21 protein-coding genes are annotated in these 21,403 nt (G+C 68.4%); 10 read left to right on the top strand and 11 right to left on the bottom strand.

Features of this window, described 5'->3' with window-relative positions; all coding sequences use genetic code 11:
- Positions 1-18 precede the first annotated feature (18 nt).
- The 6 genes from GYB83_RS06790 to GYB83_RS06765 form a co-directional block, all read right to left on the bottom strand.
- Positions 19-1,869 carry a helix-turn-helix transcriptional regulator gene (locus GYB83_RS06790; protein ID WP_161894786.1) on the bottom strand — a complete coding sequence of 617 codons (1,851 nt, stop codon included), beginning with the start codon at positions 1,867-1,869 and terminating at the stop codon, positions 19-21.
- A gap of 74 nt (positions 1,870-1,943) precedes the next feature.
- Positions 1,944-4,517 carry an AAA family ATPase gene (locus tag GYB83_RS06785; protein WP_161894785.1) on the bottom strand — a complete coding sequence of 858 codons (2,574 nt, stop codon included), beginning with the start codon at positions 4,515-4,517 and terminating at the stop codon, positions 1,944-1,946.
- A 66-nt stretch (positions 4,518-4,583) separates the two neighbouring features.
- On the bottom strand, positions 4,584-4,961 hold the full coding sequence (locus tag GYB83_RS06780; RefSeq protein WP_161894784.1) for a hypothetical protein: 378 nt from the start codon (positions 4,959-4,961) through the stop codon (positions 4,584-4,586).
- A gap of 88 nt (positions 4,962-5,049) precedes the next feature.
- On the bottom strand, positions 5,050-5,616 hold the full coding sequence (pth, locus tag GYB83_RS06775) for an aminoacyl-tRNA hydrolase (RefSeq protein ID WP_161894783.1): 567 nt from the start codon (positions 5,614-5,616) through the stop codon (positions 5,050-5,052).
- Positions 5,617-5,632: 16 nt separating this feature from the next.
- Entirely contained in the window at positions 5,633-6,238 is a 606-nt protein-coding gene (locus GYB83_RS06770) for a 50S ribosomal protein L25/general stress protein Ctc (protein ID WP_161894782.1), read from the bottom strand.
- A gap of 173 nt (positions 6,239-6,411) precedes the next feature.
- On the bottom strand, positions 6,412-7,482 hold the full coding sequence (locus GYB83_RS06765; RefSeq protein WP_308469455.1) for a hypothetical protein: 1,071 nt from the start codon (positions 7,480-7,482) through the stop codon (positions 6,412-6,414).
- A gap of 55 nt (positions 7,483-7,537) precedes the next feature.
- Here GYB83_RS06765 and GYB83_RS06760 point away from each other — a divergent pair, with 55 nt between their 5' ends.
- A complete protein-coding gene (locus tag GYB83_RS06760) occupies positions 7,538-7,975 on the top strand; it encodes a limonene-1,2-epoxide hydrolase family protein (RefSeq protein ID WP_161894781.1) in 438 nt (145 codons plus the stop codon).
- An 81-nt stretch (positions 7,976-8,056) separates the two neighbouring features.
- Here the strand turns inward: GYB83_RS06760 and arsC are convergent, their stop codons facing one another.
- From arsC to GYB83_RS06735, 5 genes are all read right to left on the bottom strand, one after another.
- On the bottom strand, positions 8,057-8,398 hold the full coding sequence (arsC, locus tag GYB83_RS06755) for an arsenate reductase (glutaredoxin) (RefSeq protein ID WP_161894780.1): 342 nt from the start codon (positions 8,396-8,398) through the stop codon (positions 8,057-8,059).
- A gap of 9 nt (positions 8,399-8,407) precedes the next feature.
- Positions 8,408-8,893, bottom strand: a complete 486-nt coding sequence (locus GYB83_RS06750; RefSeq protein WP_228461254.1) for a DinB family protein — start codon at positions 8,891-8,893, stop codon at positions 8,408-8,410.
- Positions 8,894-8,962: 69 nt separating this feature from the next.
- Positions 8,963-9,940, bottom strand: coding sequence for a ribose-phosphate diphosphokinase (locus GYB83_RS06745; RefSeq protein WP_161894779.1), 978 nt, complete (start codon positions 9,938-9,940; stop codon positions 8,963-8,965).
- Between the two features lie 4 nt (positions 9,941-9,944).
- Positions 9,945-11,414: a bifunctional UDP-N-acetylglucosamine diphosphorylase/glucosamine-1-phosphate N-acetyltransferase GlmU gene (gene glmU, locus GYB83_RS06740; protein WP_161894778.1), complete on the bottom strand. Its 1,470-nt coding sequence runs from the start codon at positions 11,412-11,414 to the stop codon at positions 9,945-9,947.
- A gap of 43 nt (positions 11,415-11,457) precedes the next feature.
- Positions 11,458-12,138: a GntR family transcriptional regulator gene (locus GYB83_RS06735; protein ID WP_161894777.1), complete on the bottom strand. Its 681-nt coding sequence runs from the start codon at positions 12,136-12,138 to the stop codon at positions 11,458-11,460.
- A 217-nt stretch (positions 12,139-12,355) separates the two neighbouring features.
- On the opposite strand from GYB83_RS06735, the gene GYB83_RS06730 reads away from it, so the two are divergent.
- From GYB83_RS06730 to GYB83_RS06690, 9 genes are read left to right on the top strand one after another with little or no spacing between them, the layout of a single operon-like run.
- A complete protein-coding gene (locus GYB83_RS06730) occupies positions 12,356-13,165 on the top strand; it encodes an MlaE family ABC transporter permease (RefSeq protein WP_161894776.1) in 810 nt (269 codons plus the stop codon).
- Positions 13,165-14,025 carry an MlaE family ABC transporter permease gene (locus tag GYB83_RS06725; protein ID WP_161894775.1) on the top strand — a complete coding sequence of 287 codons (861 nt, stop codon included), beginning with the start codon at positions 13,165-13,167 and terminating at the stop codon, positions 14,023-14,025. The genes GYB83_RS06730 and GYB83_RS06725 overlap by 1 nt, the downstream gene beginning before the upstream one ends.
- A gap of 1 nt (position 14,026) precedes the next feature.
- Entirely contained in the window at positions 14,027-15,295 is a 1,269-nt protein-coding gene (locus tag GYB83_RS06720; RefSeq protein ID WP_161894774.1) for an MCE family protein, read from the top strand.
- Positions 15,292-16,311 carry an MlaD family protein gene (locus GYB83_RS06715; protein WP_161894773.1) on the top strand — a complete coding sequence of 340 codons (1,020 nt, stop codon included), beginning with the start codon at positions 15,292-15,294 and terminating at the stop codon, positions 16,309-16,311. The genes GYB83_RS06720 and GYB83_RS06715 overlap by 4 nt, the downstream gene beginning before the upstream one ends.
- 11 nt (positions 16,312-16,322) lie before the next feature.
- The gene (locus tag GYB83_RS06710; protein ID WP_161894772.1) at positions 16,323-17,369 is read left to right on the top strand and encodes an MlaD family protein; all 1,047 of its coding nucleotides are present in this window, start codon (positions 16,323-16,325) and stop codon (positions 17,367-17,369) included.
- Positions 17,366-18,517 (top strand): MCE family protein, encoded by a 1,152-nt coding sequence (locus GYB83_RS06705; RefSeq protein ID WP_186349732.1) that lies wholly within the window; start codon positions 17,366-17,368, stop codon positions 18,515-18,517. Before GYB83_RS06710 ends, GYB83_RS06705 begins: the two co-directional genes overlap by 4 nt.
- Positions 18,514-19,572 (top strand): MCE family protein, encoded by a 1,059-nt coding sequence (locus GYB83_RS06700; protein ID WP_161894770.1) that lies wholly within the window; start codon positions 18,514-18,516, stop codon positions 19,570-19,572. The genes GYB83_RS06705 and GYB83_RS06700 overlap by 4 nt, the downstream gene beginning before the upstream one ends.
- On the top strand, positions 19,569-20,798 hold the full coding sequence (locus GYB83_RS06695) for an MlaD family protein (RefSeq protein WP_161894769.1): 1,230 nt from the start codon (positions 19,569-19,571) through the stop codon (positions 20,796-20,798). The genes GYB83_RS06700 and GYB83_RS06695 overlap by 4 nt, the downstream gene beginning before the upstream one ends.
- Positions 20,788-21,360 (top strand): Rv1363c family protein, encoded by a 573-nt coding sequence (locus tag GYB83_RS06690; protein ID WP_228461252.1) that lies wholly within the window; start codon positions 20,788-20,790, stop codon positions 21,358-21,360. The genes GYB83_RS06695 and GYB83_RS06690 overlap by 11 nt, the downstream gene beginning before the upstream one ends.
- Positions 21,361-21,403 lie beyond the last annotated feature (43 nt).

Raw genomic sequence — 21,403 nt, 5'->3', positions numbered from 1 at the left:
GATAGGTCCGTCCGCCGGTCATGTCCGGCGGATGTGGTGAATGTCGATCGTTCGACCGACGCGGTACAGGTGGCCTTCAACGGTGCGAACGGATACACCGAGTTCATCGGCGATCTCCCGATTGGGCGCTCCCGCCGCCGCCCGAGCGGTGATGTGGCGTTGGCGGATCGACAGTCCGTCGGCAGCGCGGGCCGCGACGACGGCCGGTGTGCACAGTCCTAGTCGTTCGGCGCGAACGTCGGCCTGAGCGAGCACTGTGACGCCCGACAGCGGGTCGGTCGCGGCCAATGCGGCATGGGCGGTGGCGTCGACGGCAGGCGCCTCCAGCCCGGCTGCCCGGTAGGCGGCGGCCGCCTCGCACAACAGGTCGGTGTCGGCGGCCTCCAACGCGGTACCGAACCGGGCGCCGAGCCGAGCCCGCGGCAGATCGGGCAGTGTCTCGGCGAGTTCACGCAGACGTGGGGCGGCGGAGGCGTCGCCGAGGCGCAGTCGCGTCTCCAGCAGGTACGCCTCGACGCCGTGCCTGCCGCGCGTGCGTGCATCGCGGGCCGCGACGTCGAGAATCGAGGCGGCCTCACCCACGTCGTCGGCCGCGGTGATCCATGCTTGCGCCACCGATGCGGACCCCGACAGGTAGGCGAAGCCGGGGTGCGGGTCGGTTCGATGCGTGTGGAGGAGTCTGTCGGCGGTGTCGACGTCGCCCGTCTGCGCTGCGGCGTCGGCGCAGTCGATCCGGGCGCGGTAACCGAGGTACGCGGGTGCATCGGCCGCGTCCAGCCGATCGATGACGCCCGACAGCAGGCCGACCGAGGTGTGCATGTCGCCGCGGGTGAGGGCGGTGATGCCCGAGACCTCGTCGCGCCACCCGGGGTACGGTCCGCCGGGCACCGCGTCGGCGACCCGCGAGGCGAGCGACTGCTGGCCCACGGTGTCACCGGTGATGTGATGGGCCGCGGCGCCGAACAAGCCGAGAGCCATCAGCTGGTGTGTCGCCAGGAGCGTCCTGCTCATGTACTCGTAGGCGACGTCTAGGGCTTCGCCCAAGACACCGATCGCACCCGCGTCGGCCGCGCCGATCACGACCGCGAGCCCGCCGAGCAGTGCTGCGATGCTCCGGCTGGCGAGACTGTCGTTTCGGATTGGTTGGCCCAGCGCGCTCACTCGGAATCTGATTGCGGCCCGCGAGTCGCCGGATGTCGCGGATACGAGAGCGAGGGCGGCGTCACCGCCTGAAATGTCCGCGACGCATGCGCGGGCACGACCCGTGTCGCCTGTCACCCAGAGTGCGTTCTTGAACCGCAGCAGACGTGCGACGGCCCGCGTCTCGACACACTCAGAGGACGCGGCGGCGGTGAACGCCCGGTCCGCGTCGACGCCCTGACCGACCGTCGACTGTGCGTAGCCCAGGATATTCATCGCCTTGGCGTACAGCGCACCCGCGGAGACTGCCGCCGCGTACCGTGCGGCCCGCGACGTGTCGAGGCGAGCGAGTGCCGCCTCGGCGCCCGAGATCAGCAGGCAGTCGTAGTCGGACGGGTCGTCGAGGGTGAGCGCGAGGTCGGCGGCTGCCATCGCGTCGTCGAAAGCCCCGCATCGGTGTGCCGTGCGGACCGTCGCATCCAGCAGGGTCCGTGCGACGGCTGGGCTCGGGGACGATCCGCGGTCGGCGGGATCGGAGAGAGTCACCAGCGGGGCGGCACCGTCCGAGACGGTTATCACGGACGCGTCCTCGGCCTGTTCGATCGCCGCCCACCCGTGGATCTCCACCATCACGGCGAGCGGAACGGCATTCATCGCCGACAGGGTGTCGATGACACCGACTGTCGTGGGTTCGTCGTAGTCGGTCCCCTCGACGGCGGCGACGGTCATGACAGAACCCCTCTCCCGGCTGTGTCTGCGTATCCATCAGACATGCCCGGCAGAGGCCGCGGTCGAGTAGTCGACTACTCGAATTTCGGCGGGTTTGTGCGGACAGCGGTCCCGAGTACACGCGACGCCCGATACAGGTGACCTTCGACGGTCCTCACCGAGAGCCCGGTCCGCACCGCGATCTCTCGGTTGCTCGAGCCGGTCCGGGCGAGCACGACGATCCGTCGCTGGTGGGCCGTGAGGCCGATCGCGTCGTCGGAAGCCCGCACGGCGGGACTGTCGAGGCCGATTCCGTCGGCGCGGCGGTGCGCGCGGTCGGCGATGTCGACGGCGTCGGCGAGGGCACCCGCCTCGGCGTGCAGCATCGCGGCCTGCGCCACGGCGTCGGCCGCGAGCGCCGCGTCGCCATCCGTCTCGTAGAACCGTGCCACCCGCATCATCGCGTCGGGATCACCGGTGTCGAGGGCCCGCGCGTGCAGTCCGGTCACCACGCCCCGCCGCAGTCCGGGCGTCCGCGCGGCGAGCTCGCGAGCGCGATCGGACAGTCCGCGCACACCGAAGCGGAGGGCGCACTGGACGGCGAACACCTCGACTGCGTGCTGGTCCGCTGCCGCGGCCCGGTCGGCGGCGGTCACTGCGAGCGCGCCGCGTCGGCCCGCGGGGGCACATCGCGCGCGGACGAGGTCGATGAACACCGACAGGTGTGCGAACCCGGCGTGTGGATGCGTACGCAGTCGGGCCAGGAGCGACCGCGCGGTGCCGAGATCACCCGCATGCGCGGCCGCCGATGCGGTGACGACACAGTAGGGATACCAGAAGTAGACGGGGGTGCCGAGGGCGTCGAATCCGTCGAGCGCGCGGACGCCGTGCTCCACCGACTCGTGCACTCGGCCCGCGGCGAGAGCGGTGACGGCCCGCAAGCCCGCCACGCATTGTTCCGAGATCCCGGGAAACGGCGCCAGTCGATCGGTGAACGACGCCGCGACGTCGTCGGTCCATCCGACGTCGCCGGTCAACGCGGCGGCGGTCACGGCGGCCGCGGCGATGATCGTCTGCTGCGATGCGACCATCACCGATCCGGCGATCAGCCGCCCGCTGTTGGACACCGCGGAGCGTAGCGCGTCGATGTCGCCGATCTGTCCGGTGGCCGTGATCCGTCCGATCGCCGATACCAGAGCGTTCATCGCCACGCCGCCGATCGAGTTCGGATCCGTGGGCGGTGCCACGTCGTTCGGCAGGAGAGCGACCGATTCGGCAGGCCGGCCGGCCATGGCTGAGAGGAAGCTGCCGATGGCGGCGCGGGTCTCGGTGCTCGACGACGCGTCGTCCGCGATCGCTCGCAACGCCCGGGGCCGACCGAGGGTCCAGCTGCCGCCCGCCATGATCAGTCGGACCGACTCGATCACGCCGGGATCGGACGAATCGGTTCGCAGGCAGGTCAGGACGGACTTGGCTTCGGTCGTGTCGCTCAACGCCGCGGCGGTGTAGCCGCGGAGGATGTCGGCACGCAGCCGCATCGGTCCCGGACCGACATGTGCGGCGAGACGCGCGGCGAGGGGGAGATCGAGGACGCGAAGCGCCGACTGTGCGCCGCGCACGATGGCGCCGTCCCGACCGGGGGCATCGGGCGTGTCAACGGCTAGGCCCGCGACACGGATCGACGACGCGTAGTCATGGGGAACGCTGCGGTAGTGGGCGAGCACCCGGCGTCGAATGTCGAGTCGGTGCCGTCGGTCACCGCGTGTCCGCAGCACCTCGCCGAACAGTGGATGGGCAAGACGCGTGGTGTAACCGCCGCCGCGGGTGACGAGGATCAGACCACTGTCTTCGGCGGCTTCGACAGCGGCCGAACCCGCGAGCTCGGACAGTGTCGCGAGGTCGAGTGACTCGGTCTCGGCGAGGATCTCGACGACGTCGATCACCGACGGGTCGTCGACCCGGGCGAGCAGCGTCTCGACTGCCGCCGCGAGATCATCGGGCAGATCGTCGGTCGGATCTGATCCGGCGAGCGCAGTGACGAAGAGCGGGTTGCCTTGCGTGCGTCGCCAGATCTGTTCGACGAGGTCGGGATCGTCGCGTCCAACCGAGGTCAGCAGCTGACGGGTCTCGTCGATGCTCAATGGTTGCAGTGGAACGATCTCGATCGACGGTAGCCGCAGAAGATCGGCGACGGCTGGCGGGATGTCGCCTTCGGTGCGGAATGTGAGCAACAGCCGCGTCGGCGTCGAAGGGTCGGCGGCCAACCGGCGGAGCAGGAACAGCGAGAGGTCGTCGGCGTTCTGCACGTCGTCAACGATCAGGACGCCCGTCTGAGTCGGCCCAGCGAGCGTGCGATGCAACTCGGCGAAGTGGGTAAGCGGATCGCCGTCGGAGTGCTCGGCGGCGTCGAACACACCGAGTGGGATGCCGCGACCAGCCGGGTCTGCCTGCACCCAATAGGTGGCGAAACGCTGTGACATGGTGTCGGCGACAGCGTGTGCGAGGCGAGTCTTCCCGACGCCAGCCCGCCCCGACACGACGAACACCGGCGGATCGGGGCGGCTCAAGCCGTCGACTATCCGCGCCAGTTCGGGCACGCGCCCTACCAGGGTGCCGCCCGGCGTTGCCGGTCGGTCGAGAAGGCGCTCGAACGTGGACTGCAGACGCACCCGAACTCCCTTCCGATCGGCTCGACACATCGTGGTCCGCCCGTGTGCACGGCGTCAATGGCTGCGCTACGACCCGAACATGCCCTGGGAGGAGTTGCTGAACTGGGTGCGGATGTCGTTGAGAGGGTTCCGTGGAGCGTAGTAGTGCACCGTGTTGCTCGACACTCCGCCGTCGCACACGACCCGAACCGCGTGATCGCCCGCGATCCCGGGCCCGGTGTAGCTGAACGTCCCGCTGATGAGGACTAGGGGATTCCCGTCGACCGTCGCCTTGCAACTCGTTCCGGACCCGCTGTTACCGGCGAATCGGAAGTCGGTCGAACCCGAGAAGGTGACCGACACTGTCGGTTGGGTCGCTGCTCCGGCGGGGCCTGCGGCGATGACGGATGTGACGGTCAGGACGATGCAGCCGACGGCGGCTGCCGAGCGAGTGCGGATTGTCATGGGAGGTGCTCCTCAGAAACGATGGTTTGCCAGACCAATTGAGGAAACACCCGGGCGGCGGAGCCGGGGTGAGTAGTGGACTACTCGATCACCAGGCGTGAACGGTGTTCTGCGCGGCTTCCAGGCCCTGTCGGACGAGGAGCTCGGCGGCGTCGACGCCGTTGGCGATGAGAAGTTCCACGTCGGCCTTCGCGGCTGACGGGAACGGCTTGAGCACGAAGTCGGCCGGATCCTGGCGGCCGGGCGGCCTGCCGATGCCGAGTCGGACGCGGAGATAGTCACGCGTGCCGACGGCCGAGGTGATGGATCGCAGTCCGTTGTGGCCGCCTTCGCCGCCGCCCTGTTTGAGGCGGACCTGACCGAAGTCGATGTCCAACTCGTCGTGCAGCACGATGAGGTCGGCGGGGGCCACCGAGTAGTAGGCGGCGAGCGGGCCGATCTGGCGGCCCGTCACGTTCATGTAGGCCCGGGCCTTCGCGATGATGACCGGTTCGCCGCCGATGCGGACGGTCGCGGTCTCGGCGCCGGACTTCTTGTGAACGGAGTATTTCTCCCCGGCCGAGAAGACCAGGCTGTCGGCCACCATGGCGCCGATGTTGTGCCTGGTCTTCTCGTAGGAGGGACCGGGATTGCCCAGTCCGACGATCAGTTTCACTGACGTTGCAGCAGAATCACTCTGCGGCCGCTTCGGCGTCGGCGGGGGCCTCGGCCTCGTCGTCGCCCGCGGCGGCGCCCTTGGTCTCGTTGACGGCGACGATCAGCGTGCCCGCGTCCGACACGAGGGTGACGCCTGCCGGGAGGGTCAGGTCGCCCGCGGTGATGGAGCTGCCCGCGCCGAGGCCTTCGACCGATGCGACGATCTGCTCGGGGATGTGCAGAGCCTCGGCCTCGACCTCGACGACGCTGGCGTCCTGGACCACCAGGCTGCCGGAGACGGCGTCGCCCTCGACGACGACGGCGACCTCGACGGTGACCTTCTCGCCGCGCTTGACGACGAGGAGATCGACGTGCTCGATGTAGTTGCGCAGCGCGTGGACGTCGACCTGCTTGGTCAGTGCGAGCTGCTTGTCGCCCTCGATGTCGAGCTCGATGATGGCGTTGAGGCCGTTGTTGCGCAGGATGGCGGCGAGCTCGCGGGCCGGGAGCAGCAGGTGCTTCGGGTCGGTGCCGTGGCCGTACAGGACGGCCGGGACCTGGCCCTCGCGGCGAGCGCGACGAGCGGCGCCCTTGCCCTTGCCGGTACGGAGTGCGACAGCGAGCGTGTTGGTGTTAGACATGGTGTCCTCCAAAGGGTTTCGACAATCGGTGGCGCCGCGACAAGGCGGCTTCGACACGCGATCTCGTCCCACACGGGTGCAGTGGAGGTCTGCGCAGTCGCGCCGATAACGGTGAACGGGTCACCCTCGCCGAGACAACGGCAGCCACCCTACCAGGGGCGGGGTCGGGAAACCTACTCGGCCAGCACCGATGCCGTGTACTTCGGCTTCCAGTCGTGAGTCAGCAGGGCTCCGAAGTTGTCCTCGCGGTTGTTCGCGGCCGTTCCGTAGTCGCGGACCGAGTAGATGAACGCGGGCCCGCAATAGCCGGAGCGAGCGGCGGCCCGCAGCACGTCGACGATCTCGGCGGCCTGCTCCTGCTGCGTCACCATCTGGTCGGCGCCGAACCCGATCGAGCCGAGGCTGCCCGAGCTGCTGCCGGTGTCGCCGGTCGGGTTGATCGTCGCCGCGCCCATCTCGGTGAGCCAGATCTTCTTGTCGGCGTCACCGCTCGCGACCATCACCGACCGGATGTCCTTCAGCTCCGACCACCCGTTCGGCGTCACATCGATGCCCTTCGGGAAGACGTACGGGTGCATGGCGGCGGCGTCGAAGAAGCCCTTCGCGCCCGCGGCGTACATGCCCTTGACGAAGTTCGCGGCGCCCGCGTCCGGGCTCAGGCCGCCCGCGACGACGGTGCCCGACGGCTGGACGGCCTTGATCGCCGTGTACGACGCCTTCAGCAGCGCCGTGTACTCGGCGGCGTTGGGTTGGTACATGCCCCAGAACGCCTGGAGATTCGGCTCGTTCCACACCTCGTGGCGGGTGACGTCGGGGTACCGGCCGATCAGCGCGCGGTAGAACGGGCCGATCGCCGCGGGGTCGGCGGGCGGCGCGTACATGCCGCCGAGGGCCCCGCCGCGGCGCGCCCACGACGGTGTCGTCAACACCAGCGACAGGACTTTGAGATGGTGGGAGCGGGCCGCGCCGATCACGCGGTCGGGAATCGTCCAGTCGTAGACGCCCTTGGTGCGTTCGATGCTCGCCCAGTCGATCATCACGCGCAGCCACTCGCCCTTGGTCGCCGAGACGGCGTCCAGCTCACGGTTCAGGTCGGCTGCGCTCATCTGGATCTGCGCCGCGCCCTGGGCGAAGCCGTAGCCGTCGGCGGGGGCCTCGACGGCCGCCCGTGCCGGCGAGCCGATCGCCACGCACAGGGCGGCGGCGGTCGCGACGGCCGCCAGTATCGCCAGCATTCGCTTCATCGAGATCCCCTCGGGTCAGTCACGGTCGAAATGTGAGGCAGATTACCATGAGGGCATGACGTCTCAGATGCCTGCTGACCTGGTTCGACACTTCCTCACCGCCCTTGCGGACGGCGACGTCGACGGTGCGCTCGTCGACGTCCACGACGACATCGTCTACACCAACGTCTCCCTGCCGACGGTCCGTGGCATGCGCCGCTTCGCGCCGATCATGCGGAAGCTGAACTCGCCGCGGATGGGCTTCGACGTCCAGTTCCTGTCGGTGGCCGCAGACGGCGCCGTCGTCCTCACCGAGCGGCTGGACGAATTGCGGATCGGCCCGCTCCGCATGCGCTTCTGGGTGTGCGGCCGGTTCGAGGTCCGCGACGGCCAGATCACCGTGTGGCGCGACTACTTCGACTTCGTCGACTTCACCCGCGGCCTCGTCCGCGGTGTCCTGACGATTCCGCTGCCCCGCCTCAACCGGACGTTCGACGGCGTCGGGCGGCGATGAGACACGTTCCAGCGATCGTCACGAGATTTCGACACGGTCCTTCGCTATCGCTCCGGACCGGCTCAATCACCGTCGGGGTCGCTACACGATCTCGTCGACGCTCTCGATCGGGCGGGCCAGGCGCGTGCCCTTGTCGGTGACGACGAACGGGCGTTCCACCAGGACGGGGTTCGCGACCATGGCGTCGAGGATCTCGTCGTCCGACGCTTCGGCGAGGTTCAGCTCCTTGTAGAGGGCTTCGCGCTTGCGCGCGGCCTGTCCGGGGGTCAGTCCGGCGTCGGTGAACAGCGTCAGCAGCTGATCGCGCGTCCATCCCTCGGTGAGGTACTTGACGACGGTGACGTCGAGCCCGGCCTCGGTGAGCTTGTCCAGGGTCTTGCGCGAGGTCGAGCAGCGGGGATTGTGATAGATCGTTGCGTCCACGACGTCAGCCTAACGCGATGCGAGAAGCAGGTCGCGAGTGATCTCCATGTGCCCGACGTGCTGGGCGATGTCCTGCAGCACGTGGAGGAGCGCCCACTCGGGTGTCGCGGTCGCGAGCAGTTCGGTGCGCGTGGTCCCACTGGTCACATGGTCGGCGACGTCCCGGTCCAGGACGCCGTCGGTGACGGCGATGCGCACCCACGCCGGTAGCCGTTCCGCGGCGTCGGCGAGCCGCTCGACGATGTCGGCGACGGTTCCGGACGCCGTGAACTCAGCGTCGCGGTCACGCGGGATGCGGGCACCGGCGACGAACGACCCGAGCCAGTAGTCGACGACGCCCACACAGTGGAAGGCGATCGCATAGCAGCTGTTCGCGCCGGGCAGATCGGGGCGGACGTTCACCAGGTCGTCGCCCATCGTCTCGAGCACCTGTGTCATCTGCTCGAAGCACTCCGCAGACTTCGCGAGGAACGCCTGTTCCAGTTCGTTCTGCACCTGACTCCTCCGGTGATCATACGAACAGGTCCGCCACACCCGGCGGCGTGACGGACCTGTTTCTCGGGACTACGCGACGCCGTTGAAGAGGCTGGTGACCGAGCCGTTCTCGAAGACTTCGCGGATGGTCTGGGCCAGCAGCGGGGCGATCGACAGCACGGTGAGGTTGTCGAACTGCTTGTCCTCGGGGATCGGCAGGGTGTCGGTGGCGATGACTTCGCGCGCGCCGCAGTTGGCGAGGCGCTCGGCGGCCGGGTGCGAGAACACACCGTGCGTCGTGGCGATGATCACGTCGCCCGCGCCGGCCTCCTTGAGGACGTTGACGGCGCCCGCGATGGTGCCGCCGGTGTCGATCATGTCGTCGATCAGGACACAGGTCTTACCCGACACGTCGCCGACCACGCGGTTCGACTTGATCTGGTTCGGCACATCGGGGTCACGGGTCTTGTGCACGAACGCCATCGGCGCGCCGTCGAGCGAGTCGGCCCACTTCTCGCCGACCTTGACGCGGCCCGCGTCCGGCGACACGACGCAGATGTTCTCGGTGCCGTACTTGGTGCGGACGTACTCGGCGAGCTGGCCCTGGGCGTGCATGTGATCGACGGGACCGTCGAAGAAGCCCTGGATCTGGTCGGTGTGCAGATCGACCGTGATGATGCGATCGGCGCCCGCGGTCTTGAACAGGTCGGCGATCAGGCGGGCCGAGATCGGCTCACGGCCGCGGTGCTTCTTGTCCTGGCGGGCGTACGGGTAGAACGGCAGGACCGCGGTGATGCGCTTGGCGCTGCCGCGCTTGAGCGCGTCGATCATGATGAGCGTCTCCATGATCCACTGGTTCATGGGGTACGGGCAGCTCTGCAGGACGAAGGCGTCGCTGCCGCGGACCGAGTCCTCGAAGCGGACGAAGATCTCGCCGTTGGCGAAGTCGCGCGCCGTCTGCGGGGTGACCGGGACGCCGAGAGCGTCGGAGACCGCCTGCGCCAGCTCGGGGTGCGCCCGACCGGCGAACAGCATGAGGTTCTTCTGATTGTCGGTGGTCCAAGTCATCGGCTTAGTTGTTCTCCTGATCGAGGTCGTTCTTGGCGGCCAGGGCCGCATCGGCAGCCGCCGTTCCGGGGCGCTTCTTGGGCACCCAGTCTTCAATGATGCGCTGTGATCCAGCGGACACCGCGAGCGCACCCGCGGGCACGTCCCCTCGGAGCACGGTACCCGCACCCGTGTACACACCGTCACCGATCGTGAGCGGCGCCACGAACATGTTGTCCGAGCCGGTCCGGCAGTGGGAACCGATGACCGTCTTGTGCTTGTTCACGCCGTCGTAGTTGACGAACACGCTCGACGCGCCGATGTTGGTGCACTCGCCGATCTCGGCGTCTCCGACGTATGTGAGGTGGGGGATCTTGGTTCCGTTGCCGATCTGGGCGTTCTTGGTCTCGACGAACGCCCCGATCTTCCCCTGCTCGCCGAGGTCGGTGCCGGGGCGCAGGTAGGCGAACGGTCCGACGTCGGCACCCGCGCCGATGATCGAGGCCGATCCGTGCGTGCGGACGACCTTCGCTCCCGCACCGACGACCACGCTGTCCAGCGTGGTGTCGGGACCGAGCACGACGTCGTCGGCGATCACGCAGCGGCCGTGCAGCTGAGTGCCGGGTTCGATGTGCACGTCCTGACCGAGGACGACGTCGACGTCGATCCAGGTGGTCGCCGGGTCGACGACGGTGACGCCTGCCAGCATGTGACGGCGGACGGTGCGGCGGTTCAGCTCGGCCCCGAGCGCGGCGAGCTGGGCCCGGTCGTTGCAACCCGCGACGACGGCCGGGTCGTCGACGACGTGCGCACGGACGGCCTGTCCGGCCTCCCGTGCGATCGCGACGACGTCGGTGAGATAGAACTCGCCCTGCGCGTTGTCGGTCGACAGCTTCGACAGTCCGTCGCGCAGGACGGCGGCGTCGAAGGCGTAGATGCCCGCGTTCACCTCGTCGATGGCGAGTTCGGCGTCGGAGGCGTCCTTGTGCTCGACGATCGCGGTCACCTCGCCGGCCGGATTGCGCACGATCCGGCCGTATCCGGTCGGGTCGGCGACGACAAAACTGGTCAGCGTGACGGCTGCGCCGTCGCCCGCGGTGTGCGTGCCGACGAGGGCCGCGAGGGTCTGCGCGTCGAGGAGCGGTGCGTCGGCGACCGTGACCAGGACGGTGCCGTCGAAGTCGACGATCTCGGCCATGCCGACGCGGGCGGCGTCGCCGGTGCCGCGCGGCTCGTCCTGCTCGGCGATGAGGATCTCGCGGCCGAGGACTCCCGCGGTGCGTCCGATCTCGTCGATCACACGTTCGCGCTGGTGGCTGACGACGCCGACGAGGGCGTCCGGGTTGATGCCGTCGGCTCCGTGCATCGCGTGGCCGACGAGGGATCGTCCGCCGATGCGGTGCAGGATCTTGGGGGTCTTCGACTTCATCCGGGTGCCTGCTCCGGCTGCCAGGACGATGACCGCGATACCTGTCGTCGCGGGCTGACTGCTCATCGGTGATCCTTCGCTTGAGGCGTTGTCGGCTGCGGCCCGAATCCTACGCACTCGGCTGGTCGTCGAAGAATCCGACGGATTCCAGATGTGACAGAAGTCGGTCGCGCGCGTCGCCGAACTGGGTGCGGATCTCGTCGGCGATGCCCTGTTTGTCGTCGCTTGCGAGCAGTTCGAGGAGGCGTCGATGGCTGGCGACGGCGTGCGTCGTCCACTCGCGATCGCGCACGTAGACGTCGTGCGGGCTGTACCGGCTCGCTGCCGCGAGGAACCAGGCGACCTTCTTGCTCTGCGCCATGCGGTTGATCTCACGATGGAATGCGTACTCGCCCGCGATCACGTCGTCGTGCGCTCCCGACTCGACGGCCGCCTCGATGCCGTCGACCATCTTCTTGAGGGTGACGAGGTCGTCGGCGAGGGTGTCGGCGTCGGCGGCCCGCATCGTCAGCCTGGCGGACAGCTCGGCCTGGATCCAGAAGACGTCGACGACGTCTCGCCTGGTGAGCGTCTCGACGATGAATCCCCGGTGCCGCGACGACCGGACCAGGCCTTCGCCGCGCAGGGTGACGAGAGCCTCGCGCACGGGCGTCACGCTGCAGCCGTAGGAGATGGCGGTTTCGTCGAGCCGGACGAAGTCCCCCGACCGCAGCCTGCCGGTCATGATCTGCAGGCGGAGGTCGTCCGCGACAACCTCGGTGATCTGCCGACGGTGCGTGGTGAGGGCCATCGTTCCATTGTCGCTGGGTGCAGGGGCGCTCCACATCATTACTCAGTCGTATATGAAATTTCATCGAGCTGTCCAGTTGTGCCCGTATGGAGGACTTTCGTGGGGATTCGCGTGCATGGTCGCGGGGCCGACCGGAAAACCCTTGCGTGATCTCTGATTTCAAATATGATCTGCTGATACAGCTTCACGAAACTTGTAACATTCAACCGGGGGTGAGATGACGTTCGAACTGCCGCGGTCGACAGGCCCGCTGCGAGATCTCGCGGTCGAGGCCGGGCACACGCTCGGGTTCGCACTGCAGTCGATCGGCGGACTCGTCATGGCGATCCTGCGCTTGCGACTGTCCTTGACCGAGACGCTGAACCAGATCGTCTTCATCGGGCGCGTCAGCACCGGGCCTTCGCTGCTCCTGATGCTCCCCGTCGGCGTGTTCATCGCGGTCTCGGTCGGCGAACTCGCCGGCCGTATCGGCGCGGGCGGCTACTCCGGCGCCGTGGTCGCGTTCATCATCGTCGGTCAGGCCTCGGCGCTGGTGTGTGCGCTGATGATGGCAGGCGTGGCCGGATCGGCCATCTGCACCGACCTGGGCTCGCGCAAGATCCGCGAAGAGGTCGACGCCCTGGAGGTGATGGGCGTCAACATCATCGAGCGTCTCGTCGCACCGCGCATCGCCGCCGCGATCGTCGTCGCCGTCGTGCTGGCGTCGCTGATCACGGTGACCGGCGTCGGAGCGTGCTACCTCTACCACATCTACGTGCAGCATCTGCCCGCGGGCGCGTTCATGACCACGTTCAGTCAGTACGGCCGGGCGTCCGACTTCGTGACCGCCCTGGTCAAGGCGGCGTTGTTCGGCATGCTGTCGACGATCGTCGCCTGCTTCAAGGGACTGCACGCTCGCGGCGGTCCCCGAGGGGTGGCCGACGCCGTCAACGAGGCCGTCGTCATCGCCTTCGCGCTCGTCTTCATCTTCAACACCGTGCTGTCACAGCTGTACACGATGATCGTCCCGGCAGTGGGGGCGTACTGATGGTGTCGTACGACCTCACCCTGCGCGTCGGCCGCGGCTACCGGCGGCGCGTCCGACCGATCTGGGACGGCCTGGTCCGGATCGGCGAATACGTCACCTTCGTGACACGCGCGATCATCGCGATCCCGTACACCCTGATCCACTACCGCAAGCACGTCGTCCGCCAGGTCGCCGAGATGACCTTCGGGACCAAGAGCCTGCTGTCCGGCGGCGGCACGATGGGCATCGTCCTCGCGATGTCTCTCGCGGCGGCGATGATGCTCGGCGTCGAGACGTACCGCGGTCTCCAACTCGTCGGCATGACGTCCCTGTCGGGCATGCTCGCCGCCATCGCCAATACGCGAGAACTCGCACCGGTCGTCGTCGCGATCGCCCTCGCGGCCAAGGTCGGCACCGGATTCACCGCGCAGATCGGCGCGATGCGTATCTCCGACGAGATCGCGGCGCTCGACGTGATGGCGATCCGGTCGATCCCGTTCCTCGCCACCACCCGCATGATCGCCGCCATGCTGTGCGTCCTGCCGATCTACATGATCGGCCTGCTCGCCAGCTACATCGCGACGCGACTGGTGGTCGTCTGGTTCAACGGCGAATCGTCCGGAACCTACGACTACTTCTTCCACCTCGCTCTCTCGCCGACCGACCTGTGGTTCTCGGCGATCAAGGCCGTCGTCTTCGCGGGCATCGTGACGCTGGTGCACTGCTCCTACGGGTACTTCGCCGACGGCGGACCCGAGGGCGTCGGGCGGGCCGCGGGCCGGGCCCTGCGGACGTCGATCCTGGCGATCGGCGTGTTCGACGTCGTCTTCACTTTCGGCCTGTGGGGACTGGTCCCCGAGATCCCCGGAATGGGGATCTGAGATGACCGTGATGCTTCCCGGACATCCGGTGTCCGCGCGGTCGTACGTGCTGCGCGCCGCCGCCGCGATCGTCGTCCTCGCGGTGTTCTCGCTGTGGATGATCGGCCGCAGCACGGGCGTCCTCGAGACCAGCCCGACCGTCTACGCCGACATCCCCACCAAGGCGGGCCTCATCCAGCAGGGCGCACCCGTCCGCTACCACGGGATCAAGGTCGGCGAGATCTCGACCATCGACGCCGGGTCGGCGTCGTCGCAGGTCGGGCTGACGATCGACGACGGTGCGATCGACATGATCCCGCGCGGGGTGCGGGTCCGCGTGCTGCCGAGGACCTTCTTCGGCGACATCTACGTCCAACTCGTCCCGCTGGCGGGCGCGCGCACCGACGCGCACCTGTCCGACGGCGACACCGTGACGGTCGACTCCGGACCGGACGCGGTGAACCTGTACGACATCTTCACCAAGATGTCCGACCTGATCGCCGAGGTGAAGCCGTCCGAGCTCAACGTCGCGCTCGCGGCGGTCGACCGGGCCATCGGCGGACGCGGCGACCAGCTCGGGCTCATGATCGACGACTGGTGGGCGGCGTCGAAGGAACTGGAGTCGACCGTCGACAGGTTCATCGACGCCACCCCGACGTTCCGCGGCGTCGTCGACTCGTTGAAGCGGGCGACGCCCGACATCACCGCGACCCTCGCGTCGGTCACCAGCGTGTCCCGCGGCGTCGTCGACCACGCGTCCGACATCGGGGCCTTCCTGACCTCGGCGTCCGGGTTCGTCGGGTCCGTCGACGAGTTCGTCGCCGACGAACGCGCACGCATCATCCGGGTGATCGACTCGACCGGGAAGATCCTCGCGACGGTCGGCGAGAACCCGGCAGGGGTCTCCCGCACGCTGGCCGAGGCCGACAGATTCGGTGCGGCGGGCACCGTCCTGTTCTCGTCGGGCCGCTTCAACATCACCGCCGTCCCGACGTTCTCCCAGCCGATGCCGTACACGGCCGCCGACTGCCCGCAGTACGGAGACCTGCGCGGATCCCAGTGCTTCGGGAAGGGTTCCGAACGCGGCGTCGGTCCGGTCCGGCGACCGGGCGACACCAACGGAACCATCCTCAACCCGCCGCGCAGGCAGCCGGTGATCGACGGGACGGCCGAACGCGGATCTCTCAAGATCATCGAATCGTCGCTCGGCGTCGCCGAGGAACGGCCGAGCGCGGCCACGTCGGTGATGGTCGGGCCGATGGTCCGAGGACAGGAAGTGACCGTCCGATGATGAAGCTCTCGCCGCTCGTGGCGATCAAGGCGACGCTGTTCATGGCACTCGGCCTGATCGCGGCGGTCCTCGTGTTCAACACCCTCCAGGTGCCGGTGTCCGGACCGACGGACGAGTACACCCTCGAATTCACCGACGCCGAAGGCGTCATCGCGGGCAACCCGGTGAAGATGTCGGGCGTCCGCGTGGGTCGGGTCGAGTCGGTCGACTTCGCGGCCCAACCCGACGGGACGTCCATCGCGCGCGTCCGCATCGAGGTGCAGCGCGCGCATCCGGTGCCCGACCGCGTCCACGCGGCCATCCGGTACGGCGACATGCTCGGCGCTCGCTACATCGCACTGTCCGACGGCGGCGCGGACGCACCGCCCCGTCGCGGAGACGTGATCACCGTCGCGTCGACCACCGGTCCCGTCGACCTGTCGGCGCTGATGAACGGCTTCCAACCGCTCTTCAACGCCCTGGACCCGACACAGGTGAACGATCTCGCGCAGGGCTTCGTCGACACCTTCGAAGGGCGACGCTCCTCGGTGGACCTGCTGCTGCGACAGATCGCCACGATGGGATCGAACCTGTCGGCCAACAGCGCGGTGTTCGCCCGACTGGTGAGCAACCTGAACACGCTCATGCTCACCGTCGATCAGCGGACGCCGCAGCTCACCGAGCTGTTCACCGGACTCAACCGGTTGACGTCGGCCGTCATCGGCGACGGCGGGCAGCTCGCCCGACTGCTCGACAGCGGCGACCGCGCCGTCGCGGCCCTCGCCCAGATGATGACGACGGCAGGCGATTCGTTCGTCGATTCGCTGACGGGCCTGCGGCGGATGACCGCCGCGTGGATCCCGCAGACGCGGAAGTTCGAGACGTTCCTCTCGACCTTCCCCGGGCTCGCCGACAAGATCAACCACAGCGGCCGGTACGGAGGCTTCATGATGCTGTACCTCTGCAATTTCACGCTGAAGGCGTCGCCCGTGGAGGCGAACATCTTCGGTCCGCTCCATTCTCCGGTGTGCAGGTAGGGGGGCCGCGCATGTTTCTCGTTCGACTCATCGACGTCTTCGTCGGCATCATCGAGTTCGTCTTCCGACCCGAGAAGCGGGGACAGGGATCGTCGCCCGCCACCCTCGGCGGACTCGGCATCGTCACTCTCGTGGTGTTGGTGGTCCTGGCGATCGGCATCCCGCAACTGACGTACCGGACGTCGACGTCGCCGTACGCCGCGGAACTCGCGAACGCCGAAGGACTGACCACCAACGATCCGGTGCTGGTGGCCGGCGTCCCCGCGGGTCGCATAGAGGCGATCAGGCTGGCGGGTGACCGGGTGCGCGTCGAGTTCCGGCTCGACGACGACCAGCCGCTCGGCGGTCAGACGCGGGCCGGTGTGCGGCTGCGCACCGTTCTCGGCAAGCGCTACCTGAACGTGATCCCGGCCGGTCACGGCAGCGTGGGCGCCGACAACACGATCCCGCTGTCGCGGACCGACACGTCGTTCACGCTGGACGACTTCTCGGCCGCCGCCGTCGACTCCTCGGCCACGATCGACCCGACGGTGATCCGGTCGATGATGTCGACGATGAAGTCGATCGTCCCCGACTCGGACGACCTGTCGGCGGCGTTGAGCGGCGCAGGCGGTGCGGCGCTGGCGATCTCGGGCACCGGCAGGCAGCTCGACCAGCTCCTGACGATCGCGCGCACACTCGCCGACGTCACATCGCGTCAGGCGCAGACGGTGTCGAGCGCGTTCGCCGACACGCAGAACATCGTGCAGACCCTCGTCGTCCGCAAGGTCGTGATGACGAGGCTGGCCGACAACCTGCGACTCGTCCTCGGGACGATGGCGCAGACGTTCCCACAGGTCCCGATGGGTGAGCTGACCCGGAACGTGGTGTCGGTGACCGACACGCTCAAGCGGAACAGCGCGAACATCGATCAGATCCTGGTCAACCTCCCGCCCGCGATGCGCACGATCGTCGACTCGACGGGCAACGGCAACTGGGCCGACGTGGTGTCCCCGTCGGCGGTGATCCCGGACGGCCTCCTGTGCGTCCTCGGCGTGATGCAGGGGTGCAGCGCATGACTTTCCGACAGGTCCGCGAAGTGCGGACGCGCAAACGCTACGGCGGCCGGATCGTCACGGTGCTGCTGCTCGTCACGGCCATCGCGGTCGGGTCGTGGTACGTGTTCGGGCGCGACGCGCACACGCGCACGGTGACCGCCGAGTTCACCTTCGTCAACGGTCTCTACGAGGGATCGAAGGTCACCGTCCTCGGCGTCGACGTCGGCCGCATCGACACGCTCGAACCACTCGGCGACCGCGTCCGCGTCCGCATGACGATCACCGACGCCGACCTGCGGCTGCCCGCGGGCGTCAACGCCTACATCCTCAATCCGTCGGTGATCAGCGACCGGCACGTGGAACTCGGGCCGGCGTACACGGGTGGAGCCACCCTGGCCGACGACGCCGTCATCGGACTCGACCGGACGCACGCGCCGATCAGCTTCGACAAGCTGATGGGCAGCCTCGGCACCCTCACCTCGATCGTCGGACCGTCGTCGGACGGCAGTACGGGCGACGTCGGAAAGCTGCTCGCGGCGACCGCCGACTCATGGGACGGTCGCGGGCCCGAGTTCGGCAGGGCGCTGCGCGAACTGTCGTCGGCCAGCGGTGTCGTCAGCGCCCGCAGCGACGACATCGAGGGCCTGCTGACCAGCTTGAACGGGTTGATGAACGCGTTCGAGGCCAAGCAGGTGTCGCTCGACGGTCTCATCCGGTCCCTGTCGGTGCTCAGCGATCAGTGGTCGCAGGCCAATCAGGACGTGACGACGCCGATCAACGACCTGAAGACCGTGTTCGACGAGATCAACACGTTCGTCGTGCGACACGGGGACGACGTCGGTGTCGTCGCCGAGAACCTGCAGGAGCTGACCACGGTGCTCGCGAAGAACAAGTCGGGGCTCGCCGAGTTCATGGACCTCGCTCCGCTCATGATGCAGAACCTCTCGAGCACCGTCGGTCCGGACCGACGCGGCCGCATCCGCCTCAACGTGTCAACGACGCTGACCCAGTTCACGACGCTCAAACCGCTGTGCGACAGGCTCCCGACACCGCTGTGCGTCGGCGCAGGCCTGACCAACCCGATCTCGTTCCCGATCAGCGCGTCCGACCCGCTCGGCATCGTCTCCGCGATCACCGGCGGCGCTCTCCCGAAGCGGGCCGGCCGATGAGGGCGAGGGCGGCGGCGGCCGCACTCGCCGCGACGTTCACCCTGTCGGGGTGTGCCGTCGGTCTGCAGGATCTCCCGGTCGGATCGCCCGGCGGCGGCATCGACGTGACCGCCGAACTCGACTCGGTGGACGGCGTGGTCGTCGGAGCCGACGTGCGTGCGGGGCAGAAGGCGATCGGCCGCGTGTCGAAGATCGAGCTCGACGGCGCGACGGCCGTCCTGACGTTGGCGCTCGACGAGACGGCCGGACTCCCGGAGAACGTCACCGCCCAGGTGCAGCTTCCGTCGGCGCTCGGCACGCCGTTCATCCGCTTGGACGCCCCCGCGGAGCCCGTCGGCGACCTCGTCGACGGAACGCGGATACGGGTGTCGCAGACGTCCATGGGACCGCAGGTGGAGGACACCCTCGCGGCTCTGGGCAACCTCGTGTCGGGCAGCGGGATGAAGCAGCTGCAGTCGATCATGACCAGCCTGAACTCGGCCTTCGCCGAGCGGTCGGACAAGGTCGGCGACCTCATCGACACCCTCAACCGGCTTCTCGCGCGGTCGTCGGCGCACACGCGCGACTTCAACGCGGCGATGAAGGCGGCGGCCGACGTCACCGACACCCTCGTCGCCCACCAGGACACGATCTCGGCCTTCCTCGATCAGACGCCGCGCGCGGTGTCGGTGCTCGCGGCCCAACGCGACGCGATCGCGTCGTTGATGTCGCAGACGTCGACGCTCGCGGGCAACCTGGACCGCATCACCCGCGGGCGGGTGCCGGAGCTGTCGCGGCTCGTCCCCGACGCGTCCAAGCTCGTCGCCGCCCTCGGCACGTTCAACGACGACGTCGGGCAGACACTCACGCACATGAACGGCTTCATGACGAACATGGGGACCGCCATCCGCGGCGACTACCTCGTCTTCGACGGAGCCCTCGACATCCCTGGCGGCATCGACAAGATCCTGACCGGCGGGCTCCTCGCGTCCGGCCAGCCGCTCCCGACGCCCGGTGAGCTCTCCGACGTCCTGACCGGGCGGATGCCCCGCGACAAGAAGGGGTCGAAGCGATGACAGGACTGAAGGACCGCGCCCCGACCGGAACGCTGCAGTTCCTCGTGTTCCTGGTGATCTCGGCGATCGTGATCCCCGTCGGCGTCGGGTTCATCTCCGGTCCGGAAGGCGTGTCGGGGACGATCACGCTGCGCGCGACGATGACCGACGCTTTCGGGCTCACCGAAGGCACCGGCGTCACCCTGCGCGGTGTCGACATCGGGACCGTCTCGTCGTCGAGGCTCGGGCCTGCGGGCGCCGAGATCGAACTCCGGGTGCGCGGCGACGTCAAGATCCCGCGCGACTCGTTCATGCAGGTCACGATGGCCTCGATGGCAGGCATCCAGAGCGTCGACGTGATCCCGGCGGCCGCGGGCGGGCCCTACCTGGGCGACGGTGACACGATCGCCGCCCCCGCGGACAGACAACCGATGCAGATGGACCAGATCATCGGGCAGGCGGCCGTCGTCATGCGGTCGATCCGGTCGGGCAGCATCTCGACGCTCGTCGGCGAACTCAACGCGGCGTTCGGGGACGACGACTCGCTCGCGAAACTCGTGTCGAACGGCGCCGTCCTCGGCAGGCTCGTCCGGTCCAACGCGCCACTGCTGCGCGGCCTGCTCGGCGACTTCCTCGACGTCCTCGACGCGATGGGCGACACGACGTCGAGCTTCGAGACGGGTATGAAGACGGCGGCGTCGTTCACCGATCAGCTCGACTCGCAGCAGCCGGTGTTCGTCTATCTCCTCGATCATTCGCCCGCGGGCCTGCGGAAGGCACAGGACCTGTTCGACGAGTATCGGGGCACGTTCGGCGGGGTGCTCGCCAACCTGGTGACCGTCGCGCCGATCATCGCGAACCGCGACGACGCACTGCGCACCGGTCTGCAGACGATCCCGCAGGGCCTTCTCGACCTGCGGTCGATCGTCAAGAACGGTCGCGCGGACTTCGCGCTCATCGGTACGCAGGGGCCGGTGTGCATGTACTACGACGAGCCGCGCCGGGCGGTCGGCGACCTGACGCCGTCGAACCCCAACCTCACCCGCTACTGCCCGCCGGGCAACGGGTACGGGCAGCGCGGCGCCGTCAACGCTCCCCGCCCGGACGGGCTCGGCACCGCCGACTTCAAGGACCCCGGAAAACCCTCCGGCCCCGTCGCGGTGGACGACCCGGTCCTCGTCCCCGACGGCGCGGAACTACTTCAACAATGGCGTGAACTCCTGGAAAGGTCCCGACATGGCAACTGACACGATCGAACTGGACGAGACGGCGGAGTCCGAGGCTCCGGTGACCGTCGCCAAGAGCAGTCCGGTGACGCGTGCGCGTCCGCCCGCGAGCGCCGCCCTGTACGTCGTGATCGCACTGCTCGTGGCCGCCACCGGCTTCTTCGGCTACCGGTACTTCACGGCCGATGACGCTCCCGTGTCGGCGAGCGACGGCGACCGGGCCGCCGTGCAGTCGATGGCTGTCGACTTCGCCGTCAAGTTCTCCAGCTTCGACTACCGCGACCTGAACAAGTCGAGGGCCGCCGTCAACGGGATGTCGACGCCGGGCTTCGCGTCCCGCTACGACGAGATGGTGAAGGCGCTGTCGGAGATCGTCGCCAACGGTCAGGGCGTCGCGACCGCGGAGGTGACGCATTCGGCCGTCGAGACCCTCGACGGCGACAAGGCGACCGTGCTGCTGTTCGTCGACCAGAAGGCGACCAACGTCGTCGCCCCCACCGGCAAGAACCAGCCGTACCGCATGTTCATGACGCTCAAGAAGTCCGACGGCCACTGGCTCGTCGACGACGTCCAGACTCTCTAGACCCATCTGGTGATCGAGCCGACACCGAGGCGACAGCCGAGGC

Origin of the sequence: Gordonia spumicola (genome assembly GCF_009932475.1) — a bacterium.
Lineage (GTDB): Bacteria > Actinomycetota > Actinomycetes > Mycobacteriales > Mycobacteriaceae > Gordonia > Gordonia spumicola.
The sequence above is the reverse complement of the archived record's forward strand: the minus strand, read 5'-3'. Positions and strand labels throughout refer to the sequence as shown.

Bases quoted from the DNA above. Each gene is read 5' to 3' on its own strand.
- GYB83_RS06790 (WP_161894786.1), bottom strand. From the start codon at position 1,869: ATGACCGTCGCCGCCGTCGAGGGGACCGACTACGACGAACCCACGACA.
- GYB83_RS06780 (WP_161894784.1), bottom strand. From the start codon at position 4,961: ATGACAATCCGCACTCGCTCGGCAGCCGCCGTCGGCTGCATCGTCCTG.
- GYB83_RS06770 (WP_161894782.1), bottom strand. From the start codon at position 6,238: ATGTCTAACACCAACACGCTCGCTGTCGCACTCCGTACCGGCAAGGGC.
- GYB83_RS06765 (WP_308469455.1), bottom strand. From the start codon at position 7,482: ATGAAGCGAATGCTGGCGATACTGGCGGCCGTCGCGACCGCCGCCGCC.
- GYB83_RS06760 (WP_161894781.1), top strand. From the start codon at position 7,538: ATGACGTCTCAGATGCCTGCTGACCTGGTTCGACACTTCCTCACCGCC.
- GYB83_RS06745 (WP_161894779.1), bottom strand. From the start codon at position 9,940: ATGACTTGGACCACCGACAATCAGAAGAACCTCATGCTGTTCGCCGGT.
- glmU (WP_161894778.1), bottom strand. From the start codon at position 11,414: ATGAGCAGTCAGCCCGCGACGACAGGTATCGCGGTCATCGTCCTGGCA.
- GYB83_RS06735 (WP_161894777.1), bottom strand. From the start codon at position 12,138: ATGGCCCTCACCACGCACCGTCGGCAGATCACCGAGGTTGTCGCGGAC.
- GYB83_RS06730 (WP_161894776.1), top strand. From the start codon at position 12,356: ATGACGTTCGAACTGCCGCGGTCGACAGGCCCGCTGCGAGATCTCGCG.
- GYB83_RS06725 (WP_161894775.1), top strand. From the start codon at position 13,165: ATGGTGTCGTACGACCTCACCCTGCGCGTCGGCCGCGGCTACCGGCGG.
- GYB83_RS06720 (WP_161894774.1), top strand. From the start codon at position 14,027: ATGACCGTGATGCTTCCCGGACATCCGGTGTCCGCGCGGTCGTACGTG.
- GYB83_RS06715 (WP_161894773.1), top strand. From the start codon at position 15,292: ATGATGAAGCTCTCGCCGCTCGTGGCGATCAAGGCGACGCTGTTCATG.
- GYB83_RS06710 (WP_161894772.1), top strand. From the start codon at position 16,323: ATGTTTCTCGTTCGACTCATCGACGTCTTCGTCGGCATCATCGAGTTC.
- GYB83_RS06705 (WP_186349732.1), top strand. From the start codon at position 17,366: ATGACTTTCCGACAGGTCCGCGAAGTGCGGACGCGCAAACGCTACGGC.
- GYB83_RS06700 (WP_161894770.1), top strand. From the start codon at position 18,514: ATGAGGGCGAGGGCGGCGGCGGCCGCACTCGCCGCGACGTTCACCCTG.
- GYB83_RS06695 (WP_161894769.1), top strand. From the start codon at position 19,569: ATGACAGGACTGAAGGACCGCGCCCCGACCGGAACGCTGCAGTTCCTC.
- GYB83_RS06690 (WP_228461252.1), top strand. From the start codon at position 20,788: ATGGCAACTGACACGATCGAACTGGACGAGACGGCGGAGTCCGAGGCT.